Annotated in this window: 15 protein-coding genes and 1 riboswitch; of the genes, 8 read left to right on the top strand and 7 right to left on the bottom strand. The window is 66.0% G+C overall.

Annotated elements, in window-relative coordinates; translation table 11 throughout:
• The first annotated feature begins 5 nt into the window (after positions 1-5).
• Both M1E01_RS18325 and M1E01_RS18320 read left to right on the top strand, forming a co-directional pair.
• Positions 6-971: an aldose 1-epimerase family protein gene (locus M1E01_RS18325; protein WP_457972937.1), complete on the top strand. Its 966-nt coding sequence runs from the start codon at positions 6-8 to the stop codon at positions 969-971.
• A gap of 72 nt (positions 972-1,043) precedes the next feature.
• On the top strand, positions 1,044-2,252 hold the full coding sequence (locus M1E01_RS18320) for a multidrug effflux MFS transporter (protein WP_457972936.1): 1,209 nt from the start codon (positions 1,044-1,046) through the stop codon (positions 2,250-2,252).
• 95 nt (positions 2,253-2,347) lie between these two features.
• Here M1E01_RS18320 and bsaP read toward each other — a convergent pair whose 3' ends face one another.
• The 4 genes from bsaP to M1E01_RS18300 all read right to left on the bottom strand — a co-directional run bounded on the left by bsaP (position 2,348) and on the right by M1E01_RS18300 (position 6,129).
• Positions 2,348-2,593, bottom strand: coding sequence for a biotin synthase auxiliary protein BsaP (gene bsaP, locus M1E01_RS18315; protein WP_457972935.1), 246 nt, complete (start codon positions 2,591-2,593; stop codon positions 2,348-2,350).
• Positions 2,590-3,615, bottom strand: coding sequence for a biotin synthase BioB (gene bioB / locus M1E01_RS18310; protein ID WP_457972934.1), 1,026 nt, complete (start codon positions 3,613-3,615; stop codon positions 2,590-2,592). The genes bsaP and bioB overlap by 4 nt, the downstream gene beginning before the upstream one ends.
• A 230-nt stretch (positions 3,616-3,845) precedes the next feature.
• The gene (locus M1E01_RS18305; RefSeq protein ID WP_457972933.1) at positions 3,846-4,676 is read right to left on the bottom strand and encodes an NlpC/P60 family protein; all 831 of its coding nucleotides are present in this window, start codon (positions 4,674-4,676) and stop codon (positions 3,846-3,848) included.
• Between the two features lie 3 nt (positions 4,677-4,679).
• Positions 4,680-4,846, bottom strand: a riboswitch (cyclic di-AMP (ydaO/yuaA leader).
• Between the two features lie 176 nt (positions 4,847-5,022).
• Positions 5,023-6,129, bottom strand: coding sequence for a GTP pyrophosphokinase (locus tag M1E01_RS18300; RefSeq protein WP_457972932.1), 1,107 nt, complete (start codon positions 6,127-6,129; stop codon positions 5,023-5,025).
• A 248-nt stretch (positions 6,130-6,377) separates the two neighbouring features.
• Between M1E01_RS18300 and M1E01_RS18295 the strand changes: the two genes are divergently transcribed.
• From M1E01_RS18295 to M1E01_RS18270, 6 genes are all read left to right on the top strand, one after another.
• Entirely contained in the window at positions 6,378-7,208 is an 831-nt protein-coding gene (locus tag M1E01_RS18295; RefSeq protein WP_457975017.1) for an alpha/beta hydrolase, read from the top strand.
• A gap of 189 nt (positions 7,209-7,397) precedes the next feature.
• Positions 7,398-8,486: a ferredoxin reductase gene (locus M1E01_RS18290; RefSeq protein WP_457972931.1), complete on the top strand. Its 1,089-nt coding sequence runs from the start codon at positions 7,398-7,400 to the stop codon at positions 8,484-8,486.
• A 14-nt stretch (positions 8,487-8,500) separates the two neighbouring features.
• A complete protein-coding gene (locus M1E01_RS18285) occupies positions 8,501-9,682 on the top strand; it encodes a fatty acid desaturase family protein (protein ID WP_457972930.1) in 1,182 nt (393 codons plus the stop codon).
• A gap of 132 nt (positions 9,683-9,814) precedes the next feature.
• Entirely contained in the window at positions 9,815-10,780 is a 966-nt protein-coding gene (locus tag M1E01_RS18280) for a carbohydrate kinase family protein (protein ID WP_457972929.1), read from the top strand.
• A 9-nt stretch (positions 10,781-10,789) separates the two neighbouring features.
• Positions 10,790-11,320 (top strand): YbhB/YbcL family Raf kinase inhibitor-like protein, encoded by a 531-nt coding sequence (locus M1E01_RS18275; RefSeq protein WP_457972928.1) that lies wholly within the window; start codon positions 10,790-10,792, stop codon positions 11,318-11,320.
• 115 nt (positions 11,321-11,435) lie between these two features.
• Entirely contained in the window at positions 11,436-11,759 is a 324-nt protein-coding gene (locus M1E01_RS18270; RefSeq protein ID WP_457972927.1) for a PepSY domain-containing protein, read from the top strand.
• Positions 11,760-11,952: 193 nt separating this feature from the next.
• Here M1E01_RS18270 and M1E01_RS18265 read toward each other — a convergent pair whose 3' ends face one another.
• The 3 genes from M1E01_RS18265 to M1E01_RS18255 form a co-directional block, all read right to left on the bottom strand.
• On the bottom strand, positions 11,953-12,567 hold the full coding sequence (locus M1E01_RS18265; protein ID WP_457972926.1) for a DUF6919 domain-containing protein: 615 nt from the start codon (positions 12,565-12,567) through the stop codon (positions 11,953-11,955).
• A 373-nt stretch (positions 12,568-12,940) separates the two neighbouring features.
• The gene (locus M1E01_RS18260; RefSeq protein WP_457972925.1) at positions 12,941-14,530 is read right to left on the bottom strand and encodes an FG-GAP-like repeat-containing protein; all 1,590 of its coding nucleotides are present in this window, start codon (positions 14,528-14,530) and stop codon (positions 12,941-12,943) included.
• A 288-nt stretch (positions 14,531-14,818) separates the two neighbouring features.
• Positions 14,819-15,817, bottom strand: coding sequence for a LacI family DNA-binding transcriptional regulator (locus tag M1E01_RS18255; protein ID WP_457972924.1), 999 nt, complete (start codon positions 15,815-15,817; stop codon positions 14,819-14,821).
• Positions 15,818-15,897 lie beyond the last annotated feature (80 nt).

The raw sequence follows: 15,897 nt of genomic DNA, 5'->3' as shown, positions 1-15,897 counted from the left end.
TTCGGATGACCACCTCCACAGTAAAAGGCACGCCCGCCACCAAGACCGCGGCGCAGGGCAGAACGGAGTTTGAACTGCGGCACGGCGGCTACGTTGCCGCGGTCACCCTCCGAGGCGCCGCGCTGCGCAGCCTTCGCCACGGGGGACGGAACCTGGTGGTGCCCTTCGAGCCCGGGATCGCAATCCCTGACTACCGGGGAGTCATTTGCGCGCCCTGGCCCAACCGCCTGGCTGGCGGGCGTTACTCCTGGAAGGGCGCTGACATCCAGGTTCCCATCAATGAACCCGGGCGCAACACTGCTTTGCATGGACTCGTGTTCGACAAGGTGTGGTCTGTGGCTGAACGGGACGAATCCTCAGTGACCCTGGCAATGTCGCTCACCCCGGGGGAGGGCTATCCGTTCCCGCTGGAACTGAGGGTGCGCTACTGCCTCAGCGCCGCGGGACTTCAGGGAACTGTCACCGCTGCCAACCCTGGTTCGGCAACAGTCCCCTACGGGGTATGCCCTCATCCCTACCTCATCGCGGGAAGCGCTCCTCTCGACGACTGGTCCCTTGTGGTCCCAGCTGACAGGTTCCTGCGGGTCACCCCTGACAGGTTGCTGCCCGTCGAGGAAGTATCGGTGGAAGGGCACAACTTCGACTTCCGAAAGGAGAAAGTGCTTGGCGGCGTGAAGATCGACCACGCCTTCACCGGCATCAGCAGGGATACTCACGGGACCGCCAGAGTGTGCGTTTACGATCCGTCCGGAACCGGTGTTGAACTGGCGTGGGGAAGAGAGTGGCCTTGGGTCCAGGTCCATACCGGCGACAAGCCATCCGGCCCTGACCGCCTCGGCGTGGCAGTCGAACCTATGACCTGTCCACCCGACGCTTTCAACAGCGGAAGGGACGTGGTGCAGCTGGCGCCGGGCCAGGAGCACGCGGCGAGCTGGTCGATCCGTACGCTGCAGCGCCTCCAGACGAGTTAGGTTTGCCGCGTGACGGACACCCCACGATTCCCAACCCCTGGTACGCGGTCCCGAAGCGTCAAGTATGTCCTGATGCTTGGCGCGCTGGCCGCGCTTCCGGCCGTGACAACCGACATGTACCTGCCGTCTTTGCCTGCTGTGGTGGATAATCTCGAAACTACCCAGGCAGCCGCGCAGCTCACGCTGTCCGGAATGCTCGTCGGCGGCGGGATAGGCCAGCTGGTCATCGGCCCGTTCTCCGACCGGTTCGGACGGCGGCTGCCGCTGATCCTCGGCATCTCGCTGCATGTCGTGGCCTCGCTGCTATGCTCCATCACCCCAAACATCGAAACGCTTATTGGGCTCCGCGTCCTGCAGGGCTTCTTCAACGCAGCGGCATCGGTGGTGGCAATCGCCGTCATCCGTGACCGTTTTGTGGGCTCGGCAGCCGCCCGGCTGCTGTCCCGCCTGATGCTGGTGATCGGGGTTGCGCCCCTGTTTGCCCCAACCGTGGGTCAGGCCATCGCCGGTTTTTGGCACTGGCGGGCCGTCTTCTACGCGCTGGCGCTCATCGGCGTGGTCCTGGTGGCCATCGTGGGGAAGTTCATGCCCGAAACGTTGCCGGAGGACAGGCGCAGCACTGGCCGGCCCCGGCACGTTGTCGGCGCATACTGGTCGCTCCTGAGGGACAAACACTTCATGGCCCTGGCCATGATCCCGGGGCTGGGGCTGGGGTTGATCATGAGCTACGTAGTGGGCTCGCCCTTCGTCTTACAGAACCAGTACGGCTTCACTGAGCAGCAGTTCGCCCTCGCTTTCGCACTCAACGGTGCCGCGCTGGTGCTCTCCGCGCAGCTGAACGCGGCGCTGGTCCGCACAATTCCGCCGGTCCGCCTCCTGCGCGCCGCCGTCCTTGTCCAGCTGGTTCTTGCCCTACTGCTGCTGGCGGCGGTGGCCACGGGTGTCGGGGGTGTTTTCGGCCTGGCGGCCGGCCTCTGGCTTGTTCTGGGAGCCCAGGGAATGATTCCCGCCAACGCCTCCGTGCTGGCCCTGCGCAACTACGGACACATGGCGGGAACCGCGGCAGCGGTCATCGGAGCCCTACAGTCGGGGGTGGCTGGACTCGTAAGTCCTTTGGTGGGGCTGCTGGGCGGAAACGCGCTGTCGATGGTCACCGTCATGGTCGGCTGCTGTGTCCTGACGGCGACAGTGCTTGTCGTCGGGACTCCCGCCTACCGAAAGGGTGGCTGGCCCGAGCACGCAGAACGCAGCGGCGACGAGCGGGTCGCTGCAGACGACTAGGGGCGCTCCCTGCCAGCGCTGCCGGCCCGGACTCTAAACCCCCGATCCGGGCAACATCCGTGCGCTGATTCAGGTCTGGCACGTAGACGTCGGCCTCACGGGATCAGCGCCCCGTGCCGCGAGCACTCCGCCTGCCAGCCCAGCGGCATCACCTGGACCTTCATCCGCCTGCGGCAGTCGGGGCAGTACCGCGGCGGCTCCAGCATCAGCAGCTCACCGCAGCGGCGGTGACCGTCCGACGGCGGGAGGCTGCCGCCGTCGGACGGCTCCCCGCAGTGCCCACAAAACTTCCCGCTGGTTGAGCCTGCCCCGCTGGCCGAGGCAGCCGCAATCTCGTTCACAGCGACTTCTGGAGTTCCTTGATGGGCATGTTTAGCTCCACGAGCAGGTTGAGGTCTGCCGTGGCGGGGCGGCCAAGGGTGGTGAGGTAGTTGCCCACGATGACGGCGTTGATCCCGCCGAGGAGTCCGTCCCTGGTGCCAAGGTCGCCGAGGGTCAGTTCGCGTCCGCCGGCGTAACGGAGCACGGTGCGGGGCATGGCGAGCCGGAATGCGGCGATGGCGCGCAGGGCGTCCTTGCCGTCCATGATCTCCTGGCTTTCCAGCGGGGTTCCGGGCCGCGGGTTCAGGAAGTTCAGCGGCACTTCGTGGGGTTCCAGGGCGGCGAGCTGGGCGGCGAGTTCGGCCCGCTGTTCAAGGGTTTCACCCATGCCGATGAGGGCGCCGCAGCACAGTTCCATGCCGGCGTCCTTGACCATGTTGCAGGTTTCAAGGCGCTCTTCGTATGTGTGGGTTGTGACAACTTCCGGGAAGTAGCTGCGGGCGGTTTCCAGGTTGTGGTTGTACCGGTGTACGCCCCATTCGGCGAGCTGGTCGACCTGCCGCTGGGTGAGCATGCCGAGGGAACAGGCGATGTTGATGTCCACAGCTTCGTTGATGCGGTCGATGGCGAACTTGATTTGGTTCATGAGTTTGATGTCGGGACCGCGGACCGCGGCGACGATGCAGAACTCGGTGGCGCCGGTGGCTGCCGTTTCCTTGGCTGCTTTGACGAGTTCGGGGATGTCGAGCCAGACGCCGCGGACAGGGGAGTCGAAGAGGCCGGACTGGCTGCAGAAATGGCAGTCCTCGGGACAGCCGCCGGTCTTGATCGAGATGATACCTTCCACCTCGACGTCCTCGCCGCAGTGCTTCAGGCGCACTTCGTGTGCCAGTTGGAGGGCGGCGGGAAGCGCCTCATCGGGAAGCCGAAGAACATCCACGAGCTGGCTTTCGCTGAGCCCCACGCCCTCCTCGAGAACCTGTTGCCTCGCTGCCTCGAGAATTGCGTACCGGGTTACCGGCGGGCCTGCCTGAATCGTCATTGATCTTTTCCTTGCGTGGTCAGTGCTTGATGCATCGTGAAACTGACGCTAGTTTCCAAAAGGCGGCACCATTTTGGAGGGTTTCTACAAGGAGGCTGGGCAGACTTTTGGCGGGAAGTGAACTACAGGAATGACAGCAGCAAAAAGCCGGCGCTCCGTTGCCCCCAAGGCAGCGCAACGCCGGCTTCATGATGTGCACCTTCCCGGTGCAGTGTCCTGCTCGCGTGTTGCTAGGCTGCGGGCCTAACAAAGGTGACCGGACCGGTAGCGTTCAGCCAAGACAGCGGGTGAACGATGGTCTCGTTCACGCCGTTCATGCCGCCGCTGAGCGCCTGGCCGTTGCCGACGAAGATGGCAACGTGGCCGGACTGGACAATCATGTCGCCGGGCTGGGGCGTGGAGACGACCTTGCCGTAGTTCATGAACTGCATGGGGGCGAGGTCACCAACCTTGATGCCTGAGGCGCCCAGTGCCTTCTCCACCATGGCGGTGCAGTCCTGGGTGATGCCGATCTGGGCGTAGGCAGCGGAGACCATCGAGGCGTTGACGCTGCCGGCCGCTGCCGGAGCGGGAGCCGGTGCCGACTTGACCGTGATTTTGGGGGCCGGCGCGGCGGCAGGTGCCTGGGCGGCAGGTGCGTGGGCAGCAACCGGTGCCGGGGGAGCAACGGGGGCTGCAGCCGGAGCCTTGGCTGCGGCGACCTTGGGAGCGGCAGGCACAGCCGGCTTCTCCACAATGACGGGTTCCTCCACCACGGGAGCCGGGGCGGACTTCACAGCGGGACGCTCGTAGGCGATGGAGACGCTGGAGCTGGCGTTCAGCGGGGCCTGGGCCGGGCTGGCAGCTTCGGGAGCTAAGGCGGGGGCGGCGGCCTTCTGGGCCGGGGCATTGGCAGCGTTAGCGGCCATGGTCCCGGTGAAAGCGAGGCCCGATGCGGCGAGGACCACGGCTGCCTTGCGTCCCAGTCCTCCGGCATTGGCCGTAACTGCGCGCGATGCGGAAGCGAACGGGTTAGAACGGCCGGCCGCTGCGCGGCGGGCAGGGGTAGTGCGTGACGACATGAAGGGGCCTCTCCCGATGCCTGCGAGGTGAGCTGTCGGATTCGGATGGGAGACACCCGGCCGCACGCTCTGACGAGATCAGGAACTGCGCGGCTTCACCCCAAGGCCCGCTTCAAGCGGGCCAAAAATTGGTTTCCCCGTCTCTGCCGGAAAGTCTGCGATCGGATCCCGGGGCTGCGGCAGAGTTAGGCAATCAGCACGGGAATGCCTTCCTCGGTGAGGAAGGCACGCTTTCTACCGTACGGGAGCCGGCACTAAAAGTCACATTCAGGTAACGGAGGCGTGTCGTGCCCGCATCTTCCCGACCCCGTCTGCTGGCGATGGGTCCGGCTGAAGGGCGGGCTTCCTATTTCTTGGTCTGGCGGTAGCGCTCGATCTGTTTGAGCCGCCGCAGGAGGCTGTCGCGCCGCGGGTGCGGAACGGCGTCGGGCGCTTCGGCAGTGAGGTCGATGTGCTTGGTGCCGTACTGCCACAGCAGCAGGTCATCCAGCAGCCGGTCCGGACCGGGGGAGTAGCGGTGGTCCAGGGCCTTGCGGACCTCGGTGATCCGGTTGGCGCTGAGCAGGCCGGCCAGCTGCACGGTCTGGTTAAGTCCATGGGCCGCCATGAGCTCGGCCGCCCAGCCCCAGTCATCATCCACTTTGCGGTCAACGTGCGGCAGCAGGGCCCGCCACACGTCCCGGATGCGGTTGGGCGTGAGAGGCGCGGCGCCTTCGCCGTCCATGTCCCAGTAGCTGCGGACCTCCTCATAACGCTCATGCAGGTCAGCGAAGGCGGTCTCTACCGTCTCCAGCATGGCGGCCGTGGCGGTGAACTGCCGGTCGAAATGAGGCGTCCACGCACGCGGGTCCTCCGCCTTGAAGCGGATGTCGTGTTCGATCTCGCTCCATGCGTGTGCAAACACGGTGCGGATCTGGCACTCGAAGAAATAGCTGCCGTTCGGCTGGACCTCGGGGTTGAAGACCTGCTGGTAGTCCTTGACCACGTCGTTCTGGATAGTCCGCAGGATCAGGTGACGGCTGGAGTAGCCATAGGTCCCGGATTCGATCGAGCCGATGTCCTTCTCACGGTCCCCCCGGCAGTCGAAGAGCTGGCGCTGTCGCTTGATCAGGTTGGCTACTGCAGCGTTCTCAGCCGGGAGTTTGGTGATGACACGGACCCCCACCATGTCATTGAGGGTGCGGAAGGGGTCAGGGAATTTCAGCACCCGGGGTCCCTCCGGTTCCAGCGGCTCCTCGGTCCTGGAGATCTTCTCCCGGAACGATTCCACTGTTTTGGTCCGGCCGGTGACGAACAGGGGGGTGACCTCAGTGTCCTTGAGCATAGTCCGCAGCATCAGCAGGACTTCCCGGGTGACAAGCTTCAGGGCAGGGCGGACGCGCTCATAGAGCTCCACGTTCTCCTGGACGGACTCGCGCTGGCTGACGTCCAGCCGGTCCCAGTTGCTTGCCATGGTTCCAAACTACCAAGGGCGGGAACACCGGAAGATGTGACACCGGGCGGCGTCATGCCGCCACAGCCCGAAAGCGATGCGCAGGCGCCGCAGCGTGTCCAGCTTTCCGGCGATGGGAGGCGCCTCACTGTTAGGCTCGGCACATGGCTGATGTGCGCCGTCGGACTTTGCTGTCCCTGGACAGCGGGGGACGGCGGCAGTGGTGGGCAGGGGTAGCCTCCTGCCTGCCGGGACCCAAGGAGGATGCAGTGAAGCGGCAGAAGTACCAGTACGGCGACCACCCCAGCCAGTGGGGCGAGCTCTTTCTGCCGGAGGCGCCGCCCGCATCCTCGTCCCGCAACGGCAAGCGCCCGCCCGCCCGCGGCGTCGTGGTGGTCATACACGGCGGCTACTGGCGCTCGCAGTATGGAGCTGAATTGGGCGAACCGCTGGCGAAGGACCTGGCAGCGCACGGTATGCCGGCCTGGAACCTGGAGTACCGCCGGGCGGGTAACGGCGGCGGGTGGCCGCATACCTTCGAGGACGTGCTGGCTGGGATCGACCGGCTGCGCGGGGTGGCTGAAGAACATGGGCTGAACCTCACCAATGTCGTCGCGCTGGGGCACTCCGCCGGCGGCCATCTCGCCGTCTGGGCAGCCGGCCGCGACCGCCTGGCGGAGCTGGGCACACCGGACGCGGACAGGCAGGTCGAGCGGAACCTCAACGGACAGGCCGTGCGCCTGACGGGAGTGGTCAGCCAGTCCGGGCTGCTCAATCTCGCCCAGGCTGACTGGCTCGATCTCAGCAACGGGGCGGTGAGCAACCTGATGGGCGGCTCCGCGGGAAAGTACCCCAAGCGGCACAAGTATGCAGACCCCATGAGCGCGGTCCCGCTGAACATTCCCGTCTATGCCGTCCACGGGCTGGAGGACACCACCGTACCGATCAGCCAGTCCGAGGCTTACGCCGCGGCGGCCCGCGCCGCCGGCGCCCCCGTCCAGGTGGTCAAGGTTCCCGGCGATCACTTTGCCCTGATCGACCCAAAGGCCTCGTCCTACCGGAAGTGCCGAGAGCTTGTGCAGGAGTTGCTGACTACGTAGCGGGAACTCAAACGGCATCCGTTCGTTGCAGTAGTGGGCGGACCTGCTTACGGAGTGCCCCGACCCCTGGTTGCCCGCTGCACCTGCATGGTGGACTCTACTAGCCGGGGGTTACGGTAGCTTTGTATATGACGATCACCGGTTTCACTAGGAGACATACATGGGTGAATCCAACAGGTGGCGGACAATATGATTCGGCTCCGCAAGTTGGCGCGCGCCACGACGGTCTTGACAACCCCGTTGGCGCCGGAGGATATCCTCGCGCTTTTCAACCCCGTCTTTTCGGCCCGCCAGCTTCGCGGCGTGGTCACCAAGGTAGTCCCCGAAACTGCGGACTCCGCCACCATCTACTTCCGTCCGGGCCGCGGCTGGAAGGCGCACAAGGCCGGCCAGTGGGCCCGGATCGGCGTCGAGCTCGACGGCGTGCGCCACTGGCGTTCCTACTCGCTAAGTGCTCCTGCCGGCCAGGACCCTGCCATCACGGTCAGCGACGTCGGAGCGGTCTCGAGTGTCCTCGTCCGGGAGACCAAGCCCGGTGACGTGCTCTTCCTGGCTCCGCCGCAGGGTGACTTCGTCCTGCCGGAACATCCGCGGCCTCTGCTCATGCTCACCGCAGGGAGTGGCATCACGCCGGTCATGTCGATGATCCGCACCTTGGTGCCGCACCGACCAGATGCGGACGTGGTCCTTATCCACTCGGCGCGTGCGCCCGAGGACAGCATCTTTCATGGCGAGCTGTCCGAGCTCGCGGACCAGTTCCCCAACTTCCGGGTCACTCACTGGTATACGGGCGAACGTGGACGGCTGGACTTCAGCTCCACAGCGCGGCTGGACGAGCTCTGCCCGGACTGGCGCCAGCGTGCTGCCTACGCCTGTGGCCCTGAAGGATTCCTGGACGATGCGGAGGCCCTTTGGTCCGCGGAGGCCGCTGCCCACAAGAAGGCGGGACCGTTTGCGGCCGATGAAATCAACCTCATCATCGAACGTTTCAATACCAGCCTCGTCGGCGGAGCAGGGCACGACGGCGGACTGGTCACCTTTGAAGCCTCCGACCGGGAGGTCGAGGCGGACGGGAACACCCCGTTGCTTGATGTCGGCGAGGACGCCGGGGTCCTGATGCCCAGCGGCTGCCGCATGGGCATCTGCCACAGCTGCCTGACGCCGCTGCGGGCCGGGCAGGTCCGCGACCTTCGCACCGGCGAGGTCCACGGCGAGCCAGGCCAACTAATCCAGACGTGTGTTTCGGCAGCCGCCGGGCCCGTTAACCTCGAGATCTGAGGAGCATCAACCGCATGACAGCAATATCCGACCGCACAGCAGTGAAATCGACGTCGATCAGCACGCCGGCGGCGAAACCCCGCCCGGGTGCGCTGGCCACGTCCGGCAGCCCGTTGGTGCGCCCGCCGGCGGCCGCGCACCTCACCGACGAGCAGGTGGCCGAGCTCGGCCGTGAACTGGATGCCATCAAGGACGACATCCTCGCAAAGCGCGGCGCATCCGACGCCGCCTATATCCGCCGTGTCATCAAGGTCCAGCGCGGCTTGGAAATCTCCGGCCGTGCAGCGCTCCTGATGGGCCGCAACAAGGCAGCCTGGGTTACCGGCACCACCCTGCTGAGCCTGGCCAAGATCCTGGAAAACATGGAGATCGGCCACAACATCCTGCACGGACAGTGGGACTGGATGCGCGACCCGGACATCCACTCCACCACCTGGGAATGGGACTTCGTCACGCCGGCCCGCTCGTGGCAGCACACCCACAACGACCTGCACCACCGCTGGACTAACGTCGTCGGCAAGGACAACGACGTCGGATACAACCTGCTGCGCATGGACGGCGACCAGCCGTGGAAGCCGTTCAACCTCGGCAACCCGCTGTACAACGCCATCCTCGCTCCCATCTTCGAGTGGGGCATCGCCGTCTACGACCTGGAGCTTGCGGAATTCCAGGAGGGCAAGAAGAGCAAAGAGGCCCTGATGAAGGACCTCAAGGCATTGGGCAAGAAGGCGGTCAAGCAGTTCACCAAGGACTACGCCGCCACCCCTGCTGTGGCCATGCTGACCGGTTCCGGCAAGCAGGCCCTCTACGGCACGCTCACCGCCAATGCCGTGCGCAACGTGTGGGCCCACGCCGTCATTTTCTGCGGCCACTTCCCGGAGGGCGCTGACACCTTCACGGAGGAAATGGTGGAAGGCGAAACGCGCGGTGACTGGTATGTCCGCCAGATGATCGGTTCGGCCAACATCTCAGGCTCCAAGTTCATGCACCTGATGACCGGGAACCTGTCCCACCAGATCGAGCACCACCTCTTCCCGGACCTTCCGTCCAACCGGTATGGCGAGGTGGCGCCGAAGGTGCAGGAAATCTGCAAGCGCTACGGCTTGCCGTACACCACGGGTCCGCTGCTCAAGCAGGTGGGCTCCTCGTGGGGCAAGGTCTTCAAGCTCGCACTGCCGGGTAAGAAGAAGGCGTAGCCGGCTCAGGACCCAGTCCCTTAGAACAGGGCTGCTCAACAGGGCGGCGCAGCGGGCCGGAAGGTCCCGCAGCGCCGCCTTTTTTGTCGACCACCGGAGCGTCGCGCGGCGTTCTCTGGCAGAGTATGTGCCATGCTCACAGTTATTGGCGAGGGCCTCGTCGACGTGGTCCAGCGGACATCCGGAATCGAAGCGCATGTGGGCGGCAGCCCGCTCAACGTCGCCGTGGGCCTCGCCCGCCTGGGCCATCCCGTCCAGTTCATCGGGCGCTACGGCCGTGACGCCTACGGCGACTCGATCGCGGCGCACTTGAGGGCAAGTTCGGTGATGCTCCCGCTGGCCCCGGACGGCCTGCCAACCAGCGTGGCCACGGCGCTGATTGACGACGGCGGCGCCGCCACCTACACGTTCGATCTCACCTGGGAACTCCCCGGCCTCGCCGAACGCCTGCCGTTCATGCTGCAGGGCACCACCCTGCTGCACACGGGCTCCATAGCCACTATGCTGGCGCCGGGTGCGGGGGAGGTGCTGGCCGCCGTCGAGCATTCTCATCCGGCAGCGATCATCAGCTTCGACCCCAACTGCAGGCCGAGCATCATCAGCGACGCCGGCTACGCCCGCCGCCAGGCGGAAAAGTTCGTGACCCTCTCCGACATCGTTAAAGCCTCAGATGAGGACCTCGAGTGGCTGTACCCGGGCGCTGACCCGCTCGAATCGGCCCGCCGCTGGTTCTCCCTGGGCGGTTCCGAAGGGCCGGCCCTTGTGGTGGTCACGCGCGGCGCCCGGGGCCCCTGGGGCATCACCGCTGCCGGGGAGGCCGAGTTCCCCGCGCCCGAGGTCGAGGTGGCGGACACTGTCGGCGCGGGTGACTCATTCATGGCAGCGCTGCTCTCCGGCGTCGTTGACCGCGGCCTGGATGGAGCCCAGAACCGGGCGGACCTACGAGCCCTGCCCGCCGAAGGCCTCACCGCGCTCCTGGCGCACGCCGGCCGGGCTGCCGCTGTCACCGTCTCCCGGGCCGGTGCCAACCCGCCCACCAGGGCCGAACTCAACCACACGGAAGAAGCGGCAGAGGAAGCAGAAGTACCCACTACCTGAAAGGCAGCTATGACATCCGACGGTCCCTTTTCAAACCTTCCCGACGTTCCCTCCTTCGAGCTCTCCAGCAGGTCCTTCGAGGACGGCGCCACCCTGGCGCCGCCGCAGCGCAGCGGCAGGCTGCACGCGGGCGGATCGGACAGCTCACCGCAGCTGAGCTGGAGCGGGGCACCAGCGGAAACCAGGAGCTTTGCGATCACCGTTTTCGATCCCGATGCACCCGGAGCCCGCGGCTACTGGCACTGGGCGGTAACCAACATTCCCGCTGATGTCACGTCCCTGCCGGAGGGGGCAGGTGCTGAGTCCGGCTCGCAGCTCCCGCAGGGAGCCGTGCAGCTGCCGAACGACGCCGGCTTCCGCGGCTATGTGGGCGCCGCGCCGCCGCCCGGCCACGGCCGGCACCGGTACTTCATGACGGTCTACGCGCTGGATGTTGAGGATCTTGGAACCCGGCCGGACACGGACCCGGCGAGCCTGGGACAACAGCTTTCCCAGCACCTGCTCGGAACCGCCACAATAACCGGGATCTACGAACGCTGAGGCGCGGAGTCAGCGGGCCCGGCAGGGGCCGCCTCCCTGGCGTCAACTAATTAGGTGTTGCGGGTGCCAAGTTTGCAGCGCAGACTGGAAAAACCTTGGAGAGGAGTGATGTGTCATGCGCAAGAGAACGTGGATCATCGGGGCCGCAGCAGCCGGGCTGGTGCTGGGAGGCGCAACGGTTGCCGCAGCTGCCGTGAACCCCTTTGACGACGACGGGAGCGTGGGTGAAAGCACGCAGAGCCCTCTAAGCCCGGCCGACCGTGACAAGGCGGTCCAGGCCGCGCTGGCTAAAGTGGGTCAGGGTACGGTGACCGAAGTGGAGCGGGACGAGAACCCGAACTCCGCCTATGAAGTCGAGGTGCGCCTCGCCAACGGTTCGGAAGTGGAAGTGGCCGTCGGCAAGGACTTCCAAGTTCTCAGCCAGAGCCCGGACGACTGACCGGATCGACGACTGACCGGAAATAGTCCTGTTAGGGCATCTCTTGGAGCCGTGTAGCGGCAGGAGTAGACGCAGGCAGGATGAGATAAGAAAGGGGACCCGGCGGGACTGCTCCCGCCGGGTCGCCTTTGCTGCGGCTGTTTTTGATGCCGCTGTGGGGGTTGCTGCGACGTCGTCGGTCTTTGCCGGGCCTTCAAAAACCCTCCTGTCCTGAATCGAGGGCATCGAGGACCGCGGTAAGGAGGTGCTGGTTGCGTCCCCATACCGGGTCGAGCACCTCGACGTACCAGGAGTCGGCGAGGAGGAGGGACAATGCCTCGTTGCTTTCCTCCGCCCAGTCCCGGATCTGGCCGGACTCGACCGGAGTCTCGCTGGTCCCCAGCACTGTGATCACCTCGCCGCCGTCGAACGTTACGGGAATCGAGGCACTGCTCGTCTCCCCCGGGGCGTGGGCCACAGTGATGAACTCCGTCAGCGTCGAGAGCTGCAGCAGCTGCCGCGCCGACTCCGCCGAGCAGAACCCCGTCACGTACTCCCGCTGCTGGAGGTGGTCCTCGGCGGCGAGACCGGGCTGGGACTCCCTGGTGAAGAGCCCGCTGCGGTTGATGTTGGTGAGCAGGCCTGCGATCGGACCAGTCTCGTCGTCGAACCGGGGCGCCAGCGTTCCCGCCTGGTACTCGCTCTTGCCCTCCAGCCAGCGCGCTGTCAGCTCGCCTGCAGCGGCAAGGGTGGTTGCTTGGCGCCATACCTCCCGGTCCACCAGCAGCCGGCCATAACTGTCCCGTTCGTCCGTGAAGCGATCATTCATACGTCGAGCCTAGACGGGGCCGCTGTCGGCATGCAGCCGATGTGACGCCTGTGGACGCAGAATGAACCGCCCATTACCGCCTCCCCTGCCATCGGTTGCTGGGCAACTGCTGTCATACCGGCTCAGAATGGCAGTCAAGGGCAGCCGATGCGAGGCTGGGTTCCAGGACCGTTGCCTGTACCCCCTGCATACGAATAGCCTGAAACCGGCAGTGCTCTTCAAACCTTGTTGGGGGGAGGCTTGAATGGCCTTCATCTCTGGGAGCACTTGCCGGAACAAGGCTGGCTCCACGGTCTCAGCACGCCTGGAGCCAGCTTTCGGCACCCGCGTCACATCGCCGCAGCAGGGCATCTGCATCAAGCCGGGCGGGTTGTTAGAAGAGCGGCGCGAGCGCGTTCCAGCCGGGACCCACCTGGACCCGCGGGAGGAAGCCGCCGGCGCCGTTGCCGGGGTAGAGCCACAGCACGCCGGCACGGTCGCGAGCCAGCAGGTCTGGACGGCGGTCGCCATTGAAGTCTCCAGGGCTAACGACGGCGGTCATGACGTTCCAGCCGCCGCCTACCCTCGTGCGGGGCAGGAAGCCGCCGGCGCCGTTCCCCCGGTAGAGCCACAGGATGCCCGTAGCGCCTTCCCTGGCCAAGACGTCCGCGGCGCCATCACCGGTGAAATCACCTGGGCAGGCGAAGGCATTGAACACCTGCCACCCGGTGCCCACACGGACACGCGGCAGGAATCCGCCGGCGCCGTTGCCCGGGTACAGCCACAGGTGGCTGGTGGCAGCTTCCCTCGCGAGGACGTCGACCCGTTGGTCGCCATTGAAGTCACCCGGGCCCAAAATGGCGCTCATGATGTTCCAGCCGCCGCCGAGCCGCAGGCGTGCGAGGAACCCGTTGGCGCCGTTGCCGCGGTAAAGCCATAGAGTGCCTGTCGCAGCTTCCCGCGCCAGCACGTCCTGGGGGCCGTCTCCGTTGAAGTCGCCGGGCGTTTCGAGAGCGTTGAAGCCGTTCCAGCTGTTTCCGATCCTCACGCCGGGCTGCCTGCCGCCCTTCCCTGTGCCGGCATACATCCATAGCTCTGCCCGGGCCGGGTAGCGGGCCAGGACGTCGTTGTTCCAGTCCCCGCTGAAGTCGCCGGTTGAACCGGAGAGTGTGGGCGCCGGGAAGGGCAGCGGCGTGAATGCGTACGGATCGCAGGTCAGGTCGTAGTCCCGGGTGTCGTCATACCACTGGGAAATGTAAACGCGGCCTCCGGAAAAGCTCGGCGGGCGGCAGCGGTCCAGCGCCTCACCGGGATAGTCCAGCCGCCCGGCGGTGGCCCAGACGGGCACGGCCGGGAGTCGCCAGGAGCCGGTGATGCTTTGCCATCCGGACGCAAAGGAGTAGAGGCCGTACGAGTACCGCGCTTCGCGCAGGCCGCGCATCAGGCCCTCGATGAGGAACCGGTTCTCGCGCTGCTGCGCGGCGGTTGCGGTGGGCCAGGGCTGAGCAGGCCGCGGCTCGACGTCAATCCAGACCACGCGCGGTGCGAAGCCGGTCTTGACGAGGCTTGCAACGGCGAAGCGGGCCTGAGCGTAGCCCACATTGGACAGCTGCCCGGCACGGGTTGCTGACGACCAGGGCCCCCGCGCCCGGTATGTCGTGAGCTGGGCGGCCGTGGGGAAGGCGGCCATGGTGTACGCCTGGGCGGGCTTCTTGTTGGTCTTGGCCCAGTTGACTTGGCTGGCCAGGCACGGGTTCTCGGTGAAGGGGAGCCCCTTCGTCAGGCCGATGATGACGAACTGGGACGACGCGGGCGGCATGGGCAGGCCAAAGCCGCCGGCCGCCGTCGGGCATTGCGGCCAAGAGATGTCGTGGCCGCGCAGGGATACAGCCTGGGCTGCAGGTGCGCCGGGAACGAAGCCGAGCAGGAGTGTAAGGAAGGCGAGTATGGCCGTCAGGACCCGCCGCGCCGGCGCCCTGGTCATGCTGACCGCCTGCCCCCGCGTGCGCTCATTGGGCAACTGCTGGTGTTCCGCGTAGTGAGCACCACCCTTGGGAATTCCGGCCCTGTGGAATCAAGCCCTGCGGAGCCAAGCTCTGTTAAATCAAGCTCTGAATCATGAACTTCAGCGTCCATCGCCGCCGCTCCTTCGCCTCAATCAAGTTTACGGGCGGAGGCGGCGGATAGCTCCGGCCTATGCGGGAGTGTGGCCCAAATGCAATAGTGTGCGGCGAAACCCGTTTCGGGCCCGCCGGGGCAGTTTTTAGTCTCTTTAGGCGGCGCCGTTGGCCCGGGTGCTGCCGCGGACAATAAGGTCGCACGGAAAGTTGACCCTGCGGGCGGGACTGCCGGGGGCGTGGATCCGGTCGAGCAGCATTTTTGCGCCCACGCGCGCCATTTCGCGGCTGGGTTGCCGGACGGTGGTGAGGCTGAAGGAGTCCCAGGCGGCCATGTCGACGTCGTCATAGCCGATGATCCAGCAGTCCTCGGGCTGGATGCGGTGGGCACGCAGTGCGTCCAGGGCGCCGAAGGCCATGAGGTCGTTGGCGCAGAAGACGGCCTCGGGACGGTCAGCGCGGGACAGCAGCCTGCCCATGACCTGGGCGCTGATGTCGTGGGAAAACCCGCCTTGGAAGCGGAAGTGTTCGGGGACTGCATGGCCCTTTTCCGACATCCTGCCGAGAAACCCCTGCGCGCGCTCGCGGGAGGTGCTGGCGTTTTCCGCGCCGCCAATGAAGGCCACCCGGGTCTTGCCGTGCTGCAGCAGGTAGTCGGCGACGGCGGCGCCGCCTTCGGTGTTGCTGCTGGTCACTTGGTCGCAGTCCAGCCCTTCGACGACTCGGTTTATCAGGACGATCGGGCTGTCCTTTTCGATGGCGGCCTGGAGTTCCAGGGAGTCTTCGGTGGCGGTGGTGAAGATGACGCCGTCGACGGCGTGTTCCCGGATGGCCTTCAGGGCGTCATGGTGGCTTCCGCCACCGGCGTTCCAGATCACGACCCGGAATCCGGCGGCGTCCAGCTCCCGGCTCAGCTCGTCGAGGACTTCCGGGTAGAACGGATTGGTCAGGTCTGCCACCACAACGCCGATGGTATTGGTCCGCCTGGTTTTCATGGCTTGGGCGCCAGCGTGCGGCACGTATCCGAGGGTTTCCATGGCCGCCTGCACGCGGGCCCTGGTGGCAGGGGACAGCTTCGTGGATGAGGACATGACCCGCGAGACCGTGGCCTGTGAGACCCCGGCGAGTTCCGCCACGTCACGGCTCGTTACCATCGGGACGTCCTCCTGTTGTTGATCGTGCTTCTGGTGAGGGCCGCCCCTGTGCTCGGCGGCCCTGCTGAATCAGTCGTCAT

Source organism: Arthrobacter sp. D1-17 (assembly GCF_054130535.1).
This window is presented reverse-complemented; position numbering and strand designations above follow the sequence as displayed.

What these genes read in the sequence shown, in the direction of transcription:
- M1E01_RS18290 (WP_457972931.1), top strand. Translation starts at nt 7,398, where the DNA reads ATGATTCGGCTCCGCAAGTTGGCGCGCGCCACGACGGTCTTGACAACC.
- M1E01_RS18275 (WP_457972928.1), top strand. Translation starts at nt 10,790, where the DNA reads ATGACATCCGACGGTCCCTTTTCAAACCTTCCCGACGTTCCCTCCTTC.
- M1E01_RS18320 (WP_457972936.1), top strand. Translation starts at nt 1,044, where the DNA reads ATGCTTGGCGCGCTGGCCGCGCTTCCGGCCGTGACAACCGACATGTAC.
- M1E01_RS18270 (WP_457972927.1), top strand. Translation starts at nt 11,436, where the DNA reads ATGCGCAAGAGAACGTGGATCATCGGGGCCGCAGCAGCCGGGCTGGTG.
- M1E01_RS18260 (WP_457972925.1), bottom strand. Translation starts at nt 14,530, where the DNA reads ATGACCAGGGCGCCGGCGCGGCGGGTCCTGACGGCCATACTCGCCTTC.
- M1E01_RS18300 (WP_457972932.1), bottom strand. Translation starts at nt 6,129, where the DNA reads ATGGCAAGCAACTGGGACCGGCTGGACGTCAGCCAGCGCGAGTCCGTC.
- M1E01_RS18285 (WP_457972930.1), top strand. Translation starts at nt 8,501, where the DNA reads ATGACAGCAATATCCGACCGCACAGCAGTGAAATCGACGTCGATCAGC.
- bioB (WP_457972934.1), bottom strand. Translation starts at nt 3,615, where the DNA reads ATGACGATTCAGGCAGGCCCGCCGGTAACCCGGTACGCAATTCTCGAG.
- M1E01_RS18325 (WP_457972937.1), top strand. Translation starts at nt 6, where the DNA reads ATGACCACCTCCACAGTAAAAGGCACGCCCGCCACCAAGACCGCGGCG.
- M1E01_RS18280 (WP_457972929.1), top strand. Translation starts at nt 9,815, where the DNA reads ATGCTCACAGTTATTGGCGAGGGCCTCGTCGACGTGGTCCAGCGGACA.
- M1E01_RS18255 (WP_457972924.1), bottom strand. Translation starts at nt 15,817, where the DNA reads ATGGTAACGAGCCGTGACGTGGCGGAACTCGCCGGGGTCTCACAGGCC.
- M1E01_RS18305 (WP_457972933.1), bottom strand. Translation starts at nt 4,676, where the DNA reads ATGTCGTCACGCACTACCCCTGCCCGCCGCGCAGCGGCCGGCCGTTCT.
- M1E01_RS18265 (WP_457972926.1), bottom strand. Translation starts at nt 12,567, where the DNA reads ATGAATGATCGCTTCACGGACGAACGGGACAGTTATGGCCGGCTGCTG.